Source organism: Phytobacter sp. V69, from assembly GCF_965644215.1.
GTDB lineage: Bacteria > Pseudomonadota > Gammaproteobacteria > Enterobacterales > Enterobacteriaceae > Phytobacter.
In genome coordinates this window covers 1-12,751 of the sequence record NZ_CBFFRL010000140.1, presented here as the reverse complement: position 1 = coordinate 12,751, position 12,751 = coordinate 1, and the positions used below count along the sequence as shown (strand labels likewise).

General features: G+C 53.1%; 11 protein-coding genes, 1 tRNA gene and 3 pseudogenes. 9 read left to right on the top strand and 6 right to left on the bottom strand.

Annotated features, from left to right (window positions below):
* Window positions 1-74: 74 nt before the first annotated feature.
* Window positions 75-311 (top strand): annotated as a pseudogene (locus tag ACSZPU_RS17890) (integrase domain-containing protein); the annotation flags it as partial.
* On the opposite strand, the gene ACSZPU_RS17885 reads toward ACSZPU_RS17890, so the two are convergent.
* The 3 genes from ACSZPU_RS17885 to dnaQ form a co-directional block, all read right to left on the bottom strand.
* Window positions 242-514: an integrase arm-type DNA-binding domain-containing protein gene (locus ACSZPU_RS17885; protein WP_499001485.1), complete on the bottom strand. Its 273-nt coding sequence runs from the start codon at window positions 512-514 to the stop codon at window positions 242-244. The pseudogene ACSZPU_RS17890 and the gene ACSZPU_RS17885 overlap by 70 nt on opposite strands.
* A gap of 274 nt (window positions 515-788) precedes the next feature.
* Window positions 789-865 (bottom strand) — tRNA-Asp (locus ACSZPU_RS17880).
* Between the two features lie 132 nt (window positions 866-997).
* Window positions 998-1,729, bottom strand: coding sequence for a DNA polymerase III subunit epsilon (dnaQ, locus tag ACSZPU_RS17875; RefSeq protein WP_499001483.1), 732 nt, complete (start codon window positions 1,727-1,729; stop codon window positions 998-1,000).
* Between dnaQ and rnhA the strand changes: the two are divergent.
* Window positions 1,683-2,265 (top strand): annotated as a pseudogene (rnhA, locus tag ACSZPU_RS17870) (ribonuclease HI). The gene dnaQ and the pseudogene rnhA overlap by 47 nt on opposite strands.
* Here the strand turns inward: rnhA and ACSZPU_RS17865 are convergent.
* Window positions 2,256-2,972 (bottom strand): class I SAM-dependent methyltransferase, encoded by a 717-nt coding sequence (locus ACSZPU_RS17865; RefSeq protein WP_499001480.1) that lies wholly within the window; start codon window positions 2,970-2,972, stop codon window positions 2,256-2,258. The pseudogene rnhA and the gene ACSZPU_RS17865 overlap by 10 nt on opposite strands.
* A gap of 32 nt (window positions 2,973-3,004) precedes the next feature.
* Here ACSZPU_RS17865 and gloB point away from each other — a divergent pair, with 32 nt between their 5' ends.
* Window positions 3,005-3,760, top strand: a complete 756-nt coding sequence (gene gloB, locus ACSZPU_RS17860) for a hydroxyacylglutathione hydrolase (protein WP_499001478.1) — start codon at window positions 3,005-3,007, stop codon at window positions 3,758-3,760.
* Between the two features lie 71 nt (window positions 3,761-3,831).
* On the top strand, window positions 3,832-5,199 hold the full coding sequence (gene mltD / locus ACSZPU_RS17855) for a murein transglycosylase D (protein WP_499001476.1): 1,368 nt from the start codon (window positions 3,832-3,834) through the stop codon (window positions 5,197-5,199).
* A gap of 53 nt (window positions 5,200-5,252) precedes the next feature.
* Here mltD and ACSZPU_RS17850 read toward each other — a convergent pair whose 3' ends face one another.
* Both ACSZPU_RS17850 and ACSZPU_RS17845 read right to left on the bottom strand, forming a co-directional pair.
* The gene (locus ACSZPU_RS17850) at window positions 5,253-6,023 is read right to left on the bottom strand and encodes a class I SAM-dependent methyltransferase (protein ID WP_499001474.1); all 771 of its coding nucleotides are present in this window, start codon (window positions 6,021-6,023) and stop codon (window positions 5,253-5,255) included.
* 78 nt (window positions 6,024-6,101) lie between these two features.
* Window positions 6,102-6,902, bottom strand: coding sequence for an endonuclease/exonuclease/phosphatase family protein (locus ACSZPU_RS17845; protein WP_499001471.1), 801 nt, complete (start codon window positions 6,900-6,902; stop codon window positions 6,102-6,104).
* A 228-nt stretch (window positions 6,903-7,130) separates the two neighbouring features.
* Here ACSZPU_RS17845 and yafC point away from each other — a divergent pair.
* From yafC to fabF, 5 genes and pseudogenes are all read left to right on the top strand, one after another.
* Window positions 7,131-7,992, top strand: a pseudogene (gene yafC, locus ACSZPU_RS17840) (DNA-binding transcriptional regulator YafC).
* Between the two features lie 137 nt (window positions 7,993-8,129).
* Entirely contained in the window at window positions 8,130-8,687 is a 558-nt protein-coding gene (locus ACSZPU_RS17835) for a winged helix-turn-helix transcriptional regulator (RefSeq protein WP_499001469.1), read from the top strand.
* Window positions 8,671-9,711 carry an HlyD family secretion protein gene (locus ACSZPU_RS17830; protein WP_499001466.1) on the top strand — a complete coding sequence of 347 codons (1,041 nt, stop codon included), beginning with the start codon at window positions 8,671-8,673 and terminating at the stop codon, window positions 9,709-9,711. The genes ACSZPU_RS17835 and ACSZPU_RS17830 overlap by 17 nt, the downstream gene beginning before the upstream one ends.
* Window positions 9,708-11,267: a DHA2 family efflux MFS transporter permease subunit gene (locus ACSZPU_RS17825; RefSeq protein WP_499001465.1), complete on the top strand. Its 1,560-nt coding sequence runs from the start codon at window positions 9,708-9,710 to the stop codon at window positions 11,265-11,267. Before ACSZPU_RS17830 ends, ACSZPU_RS17825 begins: the two co-directional genes overlap by 4 nt.
* 23 nt (window positions 11,268-11,290) lie before the next feature.
* Window positions 11,291-12,577 (top strand): beta-ketoacyl-ACP synthase II, encoded by a 1,287-nt coding sequence (fabF, locus tag ACSZPU_RS17820; protein WP_499001462.1) that lies wholly within the window; start codon window positions 11,291-11,293, stop codon window positions 12,575-12,577.
* The last annotated feature ends 174 nt before the right edge of the window (window positions 12,578-12,751 follow it).

The following is a 12,751-nucleotide window of genomic DNA, read 5'->3' as shown; positions in this document are numbered from 1 at the left end:
TCCATAAATTAACCTGCTTTTGATGTTGGATTGAACATATCAAAATCAGGCAATTACACAATTTTATGTACAGGCTCGATACTGGCGCAGTTAAGAAGGTGCTGGATAAGGCCATTGCGGTGGCAGAACGGCGCAACGGCAGGCTGATTGACAGGCCTGACCTGAAACGGGCGTTAAGATACTGGCGCAACCAGACTTCGCGTATGGGGTTGACGGACGAATACTCCCCGCATTCGCTGCGTTACGCCTGGGCGCAGGATGCTATCCGCCGGTATCTGGCGCAGGGGTTCAGCGAAAAAGAGGCGCTGGCAAGTGACATAACGGGGTAATGGCCTAATGTGATGGTGGTGCGGGTGGCAGAGCCGGGGCGTCTGTAGCGGAAGCGCCAGATTTTTTTACCGTTCGTTCTGACGAACAGGGTCAGCCCCTGACCGTCGAACAGTTCGTAATCTTTATCGGCAGGTTTTGCCTTCTGGACTTCGGAGGCGGAAAGCAGACGGGTAAGAACAGCCATGAGGTCACTCCTTAAATGTCAGTGGAACTAAAACAACCATGACAGTGAAAGAAGTGGCGGTAATATCCTGTTTCCGCTGGTATTTCAAGAGGAAACTGGAAATGGGCCTACAAAATTTTCGTCATCTGCATGTAGGCCCATTCATCGGCCCATTTGCGTCAGATTCCACGATATGCGGTGGAACTTCTGAAGACGAAAAAAAACCGTATCCCTTTGACAGTGATACGGTTTTCTTACTTCACGGGATGTATAAAAACACCCTGAGATTTGTATGTGGCGGAACGGACGGGACTCGAACCCGCGACCCCCTGCGTGACAGGCAGGTATTCTAACCGACTGAACTACCGCTCCGCGATGTTCCCGTTGGGGAACGAGGCGCATATTACGTATTGTGTTCAGGGCCGTCAACGCTTTTTCCGACGATTTGTATCGTTTGCTGCAAAAATCGCCCGGAAAGCCATTTTATCAACATAAGTTAAGGGGTTACGCGCGCCAGAGGCAGCTTCCGCCCTTCTTTTGTACCAGGTCGAGACGTGATTCATGCGCCACCAGCTCTTCATCACTGGCTAAAACAACCCGCAACTTACTTGCCTGACGAACAACGCGCTGAATACCGGCTTCACCCTGCTGCTGTTGCCCCTCACCTTCCATCGAAAACGCCATGGAGGTTTGGCCACCGGTCATCAGCAGATAAACATCCGCCAGAATCTGGGAATCGAGTAATGCCCCGTGCAGCGTACGTTTGCTGTTATCTATCTCGTAACGTGAGCAAAGCGCATCAAGGCTATTACGCTTGCCGGGGAACATCCGCCGCGCCAGCGCCAGGCTATCTGTGACTTTGCAGAACGTGTCGGTCTTCGGAATGCCGCGATTCAGTTTGCTGAATTCGTAGTCAAGGAAGCCGATATCGAACGATGCGTTATGAATGACAAGCTCGGCACCGCGCACATATTCGATAAACTCATCGGCGATGTCGCCAAACGTTGGCTTATCGAGCAAAAATTCATCGGCAATACCGTGAACGCCGAACGCTTCTGGATCAACCAGACGATCGGGCTTGAGATAGATGTGGAAGTTATTTCCCGTCAGACGACGGTTAATCACTTCGACGGCACCGATCTCGATGATTTTGTGCCCCTCATAGTGTGCGCCGATCTGGTTCATACCGGTGGTTTCGGTATCGAGGACGATCTGGCGAGTAATTGCAGTGCTCATAGCGGTCATTTATGTCAGACTTGTCGTTTTACAGTTCGATTTCAATTACAGGAAGTCTACCAGAGATGCTTAAGCAGGTAGAAATTTTCACCGATGGTTCTTGCCTGGGTAACCCAGGACCCGGTGGCTATGGCGCGATTTTACGCTTTCGCGGCCGCGAAAAAACATTCAGCGAAGGTTATCGCCTGACCACCAACAACCGCATGGAGCTGATGGCCGCCATTGTCGCGCTGGAAGCCCTTAAAGAACATTGCGAAGTGATTCTTAGCACCGACAGCCAGTATGTGCGCCAGGGGATCACCCAGTGGATCCACAACTGGAAAAAGCGCGGCTGGAAAACGGCAGAGAAAAAACCGGTGAAAAATGTCGATCTCTGGAAACGCCTGGATGCCGCCCTCGGTGAGCACAAAATTCGCTGGGAGTGGGTTAAAGGCCACGCCGGGCACCCGGAAAACGAACGCTGCGATGAACTCGCACGCGCCGCAGCATCCAACCCCACGCAGGATGATGTTGGCTATCAGGCCGATCAGGGCTGACGTGTCTGGCGGGTTGCGCCGACGGTTTGACGCATGCTGGATTTTGCCCGGTGCATTTTCATCGGATTGAGCGTCAATGGGATCGTGCGTTTACGCGCCACAATCAATTGCATGCAACCCAGTGCAGGCAGGTGGGTGTTCAACAGCTTTCCCCCCTGCTTCGTCCAGGGAATGACCCGAAAACGGCTATAATGAAGCACTTCAAAATTCAGCAGCGATAGCCAGTCCATTTGGCGCATCAGGGTAAACATACGGCTACTGATTGCCGGCGAACGACGCAACACCGGAATGGCTTTCCCCACGCCCAGCAGACTGACCGGATTAAAACCGCTGATCACCAGCCAACCATCGTCGATCAACACGCGATCCACTTCTTGCAGCAAGCGATGCGGATCCGGGCACCAGGGCAATGTATGCGCCAGCAGACACGCATCCACGGATTTCGCCGCAAAGGGAAGATGGAGCGGATCGGCGCGAACCTGAACAGGATCGCCGGTGAGTGATACATTAACCTGATGTGAAATAGCGCAACTTTCGGCATTGATTTCTGCGCTGAGATTGCCAATCTTAAGCAGATGAAATCCATACATTTTTGCAAACCACGGTTTGAGCTCCTTCTCCAGTGCTTCGCGATAATACCTACCTTTAGGCAACTCAGCCCAATGTGTCGGCGCTATGTACTTACGGGGAGTCCTTGCCGGTTTCATCACAACCTTCCGTTTCGCGTTGAGAGGTACCTATGAATCTTACCAGTATTCCCGCATTTCAGGACAACTACATCTGGGTGTTGAGTGAAGATGACGGCCGCTGCCTGATTGTCGATCCCGGCGAAGCGGCACCCATCTTAAAAGCGATTGAAGAGAATAACTGGCAACCCGAGGCGATCCTGCTGACTCATCATCATAACGATCATGTTGGCGGCGTGAAGGAACTCAGTCAGAAATATCCGAATGTTGTGGTTTACGGACCGGCAGAGACACAACATAAAGGGGCGACAAAAATCGTCGGTGAAGGTGATCAACTACAGATCCTGGGGCACGAATTTAGCGTATTTCACACCCCAGGTCACACTTTAGGACATATCTGTTACTTAAGCGCTCCTTATCTTTTTTGCGGCGATACGATGTTTTCTGGCGGCTGCGGAAAACTCGTCGAAGGCACGCCAGATCAGATGTTTGCCTCTTTTTGTAAGATTGACGCGCTTCCCGAAGATACGCTCATTTGTTGCGCACATGAGTATACTTTAGGAAATATTAAGTTTGCTCTGAGCCTTTTACCCGAAGATCCTGACCTTAACGAATATCATCGAAAAGTTAAGGAGTTACGTGCAAAAAATCAAAATACACTCCCCACAACTCTGAAAATTGAGCGTCGTATTAATGTATTTTTACGAACTCAAGATATTGATTTAATTGAATTAATAAATAAAGAAACAAAGTTGCAACAAGCTAGCGCGCGTTTTGGCTGGTTAAGGTCAAAGAAAGATAACTTCTAACAATTGCGGGTTGCCTTTTTAAAACTTCGCCGTTATGATCGCTCGTCTTTTAAGCAACTATTGACACACACATGAAGGCAAAAGCGATATTATTCGCCTCTGTCCTGCTTGTGGGGTGCCAGGCGGCTAAGCACGATGGTACCGTACAGCAGCACGCACAGAGCCTTTCTGCAGCTGGTCAAGGGGAAGCAGGGAAGTTTACAAGTCAGGCGCGGTGGATGGACGATGGGACATTTGCTGGGCAGGAACAAGACTTGTGGGCTTCCATAAGCGACGAGCTAAAGATGGGAATTCCGGAAAATACCCGGATTCGCGAACAGAAACTAAAGTATTTAAGCAATAAGAGCTATCTCCACGATGTAACTTTACGGGCAGAGCCGTATATGTACTGGATAGCAGGGCAAGTTAAAAAACGTAACATGCCCATGGAACTGGTACTACTACCCATAGTGGAGAGCGCTTTTGACCCACATGCAACGTCTGGTCGCAATGCCGCTGGCATTTGGCAGATCATTCCGAGCACAGGTCGTAATTATGGTTTAAAACAGACTCGCAGCTACGATGCGCGTCGTGACGTGGTGGCATCAACAACGGCCGCTCTCGATATGATGCAGCGTCTGAATCGCATGTTTGACGGCGACTGGTTATTAACCGTTGCCGCTTATAACAGCGGTGAAGGGCGAGTACTGAAGGCAATGAAAGTGAATAAGGCGCGGGGTAAACCCACGGACTTCTGGTCACTTTCACTGCCACAGGAAACCAAAATTTACGTGCCAAAAATGCTGGCGCTTAGTGACATACTCAAAAACAGCAAGCAGTACGGTGTAAGTCTGCCAACATCAGACGAAAGCCGTGCGCTGGCGCGTGTCAGGTTGAGCAATCCGGTAGAACTGGATCAACTGGCGGACATGGCTGGTATTTCGGTTAGCAAGCTTAAGACCTTCAACGCAGGCGTTAAAGGATCAACCTTAGGTGAAAGTGGGCCGCAATATGTCATGGTGCCACAGAAGCACGCGGATCAACTGCGTGAGTCTCTGGCCTCAGGCGAAATTGCCGCAGTTCAGCCAACGCTGGTTGCGGAAACAACAACGCTTGCCAGTCGCAGCTACAAAGTGCGCTCAGGTGATACCATTTCAGGCATTGCGTCACGTCTTGGCGTGACGACAAAAGATCTCCAGCAGTGGAATAACCTGCGCGGAGCGAACCTGAAAGTGGGCCAGAATCTGACGGTTGGAGCAGGCAGCAGTGCGTCGCGTCTTGCGAATAACAGCGATAGCATTACCTATCGCGTACGCAAAGGCGATTCGCTCTCCAGCATTGCCAAACGCCACGGCGTTAACATCCGTGACGTTATGCGCTGGAACAGCGATACCAACAATCTGCAGCCAGGCGATCAGCTAACGTTGTTTGTGAAAAACAGCGCGTCGCCAGACTCCTGACCCTGACAGCAAGAAATATGAAAAAGGCACCGTTTCCCCCGGTGCCTTTTTTATTAGGCGCTTTTCTGTGCTTCCGCCATGATGGTATCGCTGGTAAAGGAGCCATCCTCCGTCAATTCGAAGTAATGCTTCACTTCCTGCGACGCACTTTGCTGATACAGCCTGATGGCCTCACTCAGCGCCTCTGGCGTACGCATACGGGCAATCCACGAGCTGTATTCCAGTGGCAGGCGATCGGTGATGAGGTTACGGGTCGTCAGCCCCGCGTCATTGAACAGAGAGAGCCACTCGCCGCTGGAATAATTGCGTACGTGCGAAGTATCGCGCAGCGCTTCAACTGTCTGCAGCCAGATATCCCGCACCGGGTGACCCGGAGACATCACGTCCATAATAATGACGGTTCCACCAGGCTTAAGCACACGCTTCACTTCACGCAGCGCCTGCCCGACATCATGCCAGTGGTGAGCCGAATAACGGCTGATCACCACATCAAACGAACTGTCTTCAAAAGGCAGGATCTCAGCATAACCCTGACGCGTCGCCACGTTGTCCAGACCGCGCTCTTTCGCCGCCGCGGCCACCACGTCCAGCATTTGGCTGGAGAGGTCATAGGCCGTGACCTGCGCAACCTGGCCTGCCGCCACGAAACTGGCGTGCCCGGCTCCGCAGCCTAAATCCAGCACATGGGCCTCAGGAAATGCGCTAAGCCGCTCCGCCAGCCGCTGCAAATCACGATCAGAAGCGTGTACCGCACTGGTTAAATAGGCTCTGGCTTGTGCACCAAACTGTTTTTCGACGTTGTCATGATGGGAACCTGTGGTCATTGTGTTGTCCTTGATTGAGTTGAAATAAAGGGCAGCACCTCGGATCAGGCCTGCCCCACGGCAGACCTGACACAACCGTTATTGATCAGGTTTGCCGGGACTGAATTCTACTAGTAGTGGGTTATGGTCAGACGCGCGCGTAACCAGCACAGAGGCTTCATGCACGTTCAGACCACGATAGAAGACGAAATCCAGAGGACGGCCAAACGCCCGGCGACGATTGTCATCCGTAAAGCGAACCTGACGCAGCGACATCTCGCGTGAGAAGCGATAAAGCGCATTCATACGCGGCCGGCTCCAGGCATTGAAATCACCGGCCATGATAACCGGCCCACTATGTCGCAGGATTTGATCGCCGATCGGCAGCAATTGCTTGCTATACACATCGACGCCAAGGCTGAAATTCACCGCATGCACGTTCACCACCATCAGGTTACGCATGTCCGGCAGCGGATAGACCGTCACCAGTGCGGATTTGGCAAGGCGCAGGATCGGCTCGCGCTCGCGCAACGGGCAGCAATAGACCGGATGCGCAGAAGAGAGTGTCATCACACCGGATGGATGCTGAGGCAGAACGAACGCGGGAACCTGATCGGCGGCGAGATAGTTAGTGGTCGCAAACCTGACCAGTTCAGGCGTGGTTTGCGCTTCCTGTAATAAAACCAAATGCGCGTCTTTGCCGAAGTTCTGCAAAACGGAGAGCCACTCGGCGCGCTGCTGTTTGAAGATATTCCATACCAGAACCCGGATTTTGTCCTCCCTGCTCAGGGGGACGCCGGCTGGCAATGCCTTACCAATACTCGCGAAGGACCCCGGCGGCATAATGCGCTCCGCAGGCTGTCCGGCAACATATCGCATGGCATAGGTATTTTTGGGCACTTTCGGTTTTAGACCTCTTCATTTTAAACCCCAGAACCACAGAGGGGTCATTCAGTTATAGGGATTTTAGCGCAGACTTTCAACGCCAATGGACAGAAAAGCCTCAACTAAAAGTGAGTAAGCGCTCAATAACAATGGCGAACAAATGGACTATGGCGGGAAATCAGGCGGGATGATTTAATAGCAAAACGCTCATAATAAACATCAACTATTGCTACAGGCGCAACAATGAAAGCCACCTCAGAAGAAATGATCATTTTCGTCGCCGTCGTAGAAAGCGGCAGCTTTAGCCGTGCAGCGGAACGACTGGATCAGGCCAATTCGGCCGTCAGTCGGGCGATAAAAAAACTGGAGGGTAAACCTACTTAACCGTACAACCCGCCAGCTCAGTCTGACGGAAGAAGGTGAGCGCTGTTTCCGTCGAATTCAGGGCGTGTTGCAGGACATGGCCGCAGCGGAAACCGAAGTCATGGAAACCAAACTGGCACCGCGCGGCGTGTTACGCATCGACGCCGCCACGCCAGTCATGCTGCATTTTTTGATGCCGATGATCAAACCGTTTCGCGAACGCTACCCGGAAATCACCCTGTCGCTGGTTTCCAGCGAAAACTTTATCAATTTAATCGAGCGAAAAGTGGATGTGGCGATCCGCGTGGGTAAGCTGACGGATTCAAGCCTGCGCGCCCGGCCCATCTTTACCAGTTACCGTAAACTGATCGCATCGCCGGATTACCTCGCCCGCTGCGGGATACCGGAAACCGCGGAAGACCTAAAAAATCATACCTGTCTCGGCTTTACCGAACCGGTTTCCCTGAATACCTGGCCGGTCGCCGCTATTGATGGCCAACTCTATGAAATCGACTGCAGCATTTCCTCTAACAGCGGTGAGACGCTTAAGCACCTCTGCCTGAGCGGCAATGGCATTGCCAGTCTGTCTGACTTTATGATCGCAAAAGAGCTGGCGAGCGGTGAACTGGTGGAAGTCCTGGCCAGCAAGCGTTTACCGGTCGAGACGCCGTTCAGCGCGGTGTATTACAGCGACAGAGCCGTCAGTACCCGTATACGCGCGTTTATCGATTTCGTTGGCTAATATCTCGGCTAAATCCCCTCCATAACACGCTGTCACCACCCTGTTCTGCATATAGCAAATCGACTCAAGCATAGCAACTTGCATTTTGATAGTTACTGTGAGAATGTGCTTTCCAGATTAATTCTGGAGAGACCAACATGAAAAACGAACCGCTTTGCGACGCCCCTTGCCCCATCGCCAGAAGCCTGGGCCGCATAGGTGATAGCTGGAGCATGATGATTCTGCGTGATGCTTTCGCCGGCTTTACCCGTTTCGATGAGTTCCAAAAAAGTGCCAGCGTGGCACCCAATATTCTCTCTCGACGTCTGAAAGAGCTGGTTGATGACGGCTTGCTGGAAAAAGTCTGCTACAGCAGTATGCCCCCTCGCTATGAGTACCATTTGACCGAGCGTGGTCGCGATTTTCGCCCAGTGATCATCGCGCTTGCTGAATGGGGTAACCGTCATTTTGCGCCGGAAGGCCGCCAGATTCAGTTGGTTGAGAAAGAGAGTCAGCGTCTGGTGCACGCGATTATGGTGGATGCCGAAACCGGTCATCCCCTGACGCCTGAGAAATACGCCATGGTCCCCGGCCCTGCGGCATCACCGATGATTCAATACCGCCATGACTACCTGCAACGTAAGCGTGCGGGTGATAACACGCAGAAATTCGCGCCGCAATTACATCTGGATCAGCATCATGAATCTCAAGAGTAAAAAACGCGCCCTGGCCTTATCACTATCCGGTATCGCGGTGTTATGTGCTGTCGGTTATGGCTCCTGGTGGTATACAAGTGCGCGCTTTTTACAGTCGACGGACGACGCCTATATCGGTGGCGATATCAGCGCAATTTCGGCGAAAATTTCCGGTTATATCCAGGAGATCGCGGTAAAAGACAACATGCCGCTGAAGAAAGGTGAGCTGCTTGTTCGCCTTGATGCGCGGGATTATCAGGCGGCGCTGGCGAAGGCGGAAGGCGAAGTTGCCGCTCAACAAGCCGCAATGGCAGACCTTATCGCCACCCGCCAGCTACAACTGGCGACGATAGCAGGATCGGCGGCCAGCCTCGGAGCCGCGCAGGCCACCACGCAGAAAACAGCAAATGACAGCCGTCGCTATAATGCGCTACAGACTGTCGCTATTTCGGCGCAGGTACGGGAAAACGCTGAGGCAGATTACCACCGCGCCCAAGCGGAGGAAGGCAAGGCCCGGGCCGATAAAGATGTCGCCGAGCGCCAGTTACTGGTGCTGGATGCGCGGGAAAAACAAATTCGCGCGGCCCTTGCTCAGACGCAGGCTGGGTTAGATATGGCCCGGCTGAATCTCGGTTACACAGAAATCCGCGCCCCTTTTGATGGCGTCGTTGGCAACCGCCGCGCGTGGTCTGGTTCATTCGTCAGTAGCGGTACGCAGTTACTTGCACTCGTCCCCAGCCACGATTTGTGGATAGACGCCAATTTCAAAGAAAACCAACTGGCGAATATGCGCCCCGGACAAACGGCAACAGTGGTGGCAGATGTGATGCCTGGGCGCACCTTTAGCGGACATGTGATGAGTGTATCCCCGGCAACCGGGTCACGCTTTAGTTTGCTCCAGGCCGAAAACGCGACCGGCAATTTCACGAAGATTGTTCAGCGTGTCCCGGTTCGCATTGCCCTGGAGGGCGAAGCGGCAAAACTTGGGCTTCTGCGCCCTGGTTTGTCGGTCACGGTTACCGTGGATGAAAAGAGTCAACAATGAGTACCGCGATTGCACCAGTGCAAATGCAGAGCACGGCGCTGCCGATAAACCAAAAGCTCTTTGCTTTTGCCACCATGTGCCTGGGGATGTTTATCGCACTGCTGGATATTCAGATCGTCTCAGCCTCTCTGCGTGATATTGGTGGTGGCCTTTCCGCGGGTGATGATGAGACAGTCTGGGTGCAGACCAGCTATCTGATAGCCGAGATCATCATTATTCCCCTGTCGGGATGGCTTGCCCGGGTGATGTCGACCCGCTGGCTTTTCGCCGCGTCTGCGGCCGGTTTTACGCTGATGAGCCTGCTGTGTGGATGGGCGTGGAATATCCAGAGCATGATTGCTTTTCGCGCGTTGCAGGGGCTGGCTGGCGGTTCTATGATCCCGCTGGTGTTCACAACCGCATTCGCCTTTTTTCAGGGCAAGCAGCGCGTTATCGCCGCAGCGACAATCGGTGGTCTCGCCTCGCTGGCGCCGACGCTGGGTCCGACCGTTGGAGGCTGGATCACTGAAAATTTCAGCTGGCACTGGCTGTTTTTTATCAACATCCTACCGGGCATCTACATTGCGGTAACGGTGCCTTTACTGGTCAATATCGATTCGCCAAACCCTGGATTGCTGCGCGGAGCGGATTATCTCAGCATCGTGCTTTTAGCCGTCTCGCTTGGCTGTCTGGAATATACCCTGGAGGAAGGACCGCGCTGGGGTTGGTTTGATGACAGTACGCTCGCCACAACGGGCTGGCTGGCGCTACTGTGCGGCGTGATGTTTGTCAAACGGACGCTGCGTCATTCCCAGCCAGTTATGGACCTGCGGGCACTTTCCGATCGCACGTTCACGCTGGGCTGTTACTTTTCATTTATGGCCGGGGTCGGGATCTTCTCAACCATCTATCTAACGCCACTATTTCTGGGTATGGTCCGCGGTTTTAGCGCGCTGGATATCGGCCTTGCCATCTTCTCTACCGGCCTGTTTCAGGTGCTTTCCATCCCCTTTTACTCCTGGCTTGCTAACAAAGTAGATTTGCGCTGGCTACTCATGGCCGGGCTGCTGGGGTTTGCCTTCTCGATGTACAGTTTTATTCCGCTTACGCATGACTGGGGAGCGAAAGAACTGCTGTTGCCTCAGGCCTTTCGCGGGTTAGCGCAGCAATTTGCCGTCGCCCCAACGGTGACGCTCACGCTAGGTAGCCTGCCTCCTGCCCGTCTAAAGCTGGCCTCTGGGTTATTCAATCTGATGCGTAATCTGGGTGGTGCAATCGGCATCGCACTGTGCGGTACCGTCATCAACGATCGCACCAATCTGCATTACAGCCGCCTCGCTGATCATCTCAACGGGGCAAACCTCAACCTGGGTGATTTTGTACAGACGCGTGCTGCAGCGTTAATGAATCAGGGGATGGATGCCGGTTCGGCTCAGACGGTCGCCCTGAAAAATCTGGCCTCATTAGCACTACGAGAAGCACGGACGCAGGGATTCGCCGACGCGTTCTATTTGATCATGATCGGATTCTTAATTGCCGCTGCGCTGGTTCCTTTTATGAAGAAACCACAGGCATAGCATGACACCATCTGGAGAGTTCTATGAGCAGTATACAAAGACGCATTGTCGTGACAGGGATGGGCATAGTCAGCCCGCTGGGCTGCGGCGTCCAACATGTCTGGCAATCGCTGCTGGCAGGAAAATCGGGGATTCGATCACTTCCTGAATCGATTGTCGAAGATATTGCCTGTAAAGTAGCAGGTCGAGTTCCAGAGATTGAAGACGATCCACAGCACGGTTTTGATCCGCTGTCCGTCATTCCGGCAAAAGATCGCAAGAAAATGGATCGCTTTATCGAATTTGCGCTGGTTGCGGCGCAGGAAGCGCTTCATCAGGCAAACTGGTTTCCACATGAACAAGCGTCAAAAGATCGTACCGCGACCATCATTGCAACAGGCATTGGCGGCTTCAACCAGATTGCTGATGCCGTTCAGACAACCGAGCACCGTGGCCCACGTAAATTATCCCCCTTTACGATCCCTTCTTTCCTGGCAAATCTCGCGGCAGGGCATGTTTCTATTGCGCATGGTTTTCGTGGCCCTATCGGCGCCCCAGTCACCGCCTGTGCCGCCGGTGCGCAGGCTATCGGTGATGCGGCGAGGTTAATCCGGGCCGCTGAAGCAGATATTGCGCTTTGCGGAGGCAGTGAAGCCGCAATCCATCGTGTGAGTCTGGCCGGTTTTGCCGCAGCGAAAGCCCTTTCAGGCGGGTTTAGTGATAATCCAGCCGAAGCGTCACGCCCTTTTGATCAGGACAGAGATGGTTTCGTGATGGGAGAAGGTGCCGGACTTCTGGTGATCGAATCGCTCGAACATGCGCTGGCGCGTGGAGCAACGCCGTTGGCAGAACTGGTGGGTTATGGCACCAGTGCAGATGCGTATCACCTTACGGCCGGGCCGGAAGATGGCAATGGCGCACGACGAGCAATGGAAGCGGCATTACAACAGGCGGGGATTTCTCCGCAGCAAGTACAGCATATCAATGCACATGCAACATCGACTCAGGTTGGGGATAAAGGCGAACTGGCGGCTATTCGTGGGCTGTTTGGTGAGCATCCGGTTGCTATCACCTCAACAAAATCAGCCACCGGACATTTGTTGGGTGCGGCAGGTGGTATTGAAGCGATCTTCACCATTCAGGCGCTGCGTGAACAAATCGCGCCACCCACGCTAAATCTGCACAACCCAGATATAGCAGCTACGGGAATGCGCCTTGTGCCGTTAACTGCACAGCCTCTAGCGATGGAATACGCGCTATCAAATGGGTTTGGTTTTGGTGGTGTGAATGCCAGTCTGCTGCTTAAGCGGTGGGAAAACGGCGAGGAATAATGAAGCAAAGGGCCCTGTGCCTTTTGTTTTTTCGATTCTGATGATGAATATCAGGCAAAAAAAAACCGCACCTCATTTGAGATGCGGCTCTTAATAAGTGGCGGAACGGACGGGACTCGAACCCGCGACCCCCTGCGTGACAGGCAGGTATTCTAACCGACTGAACTACCGCTC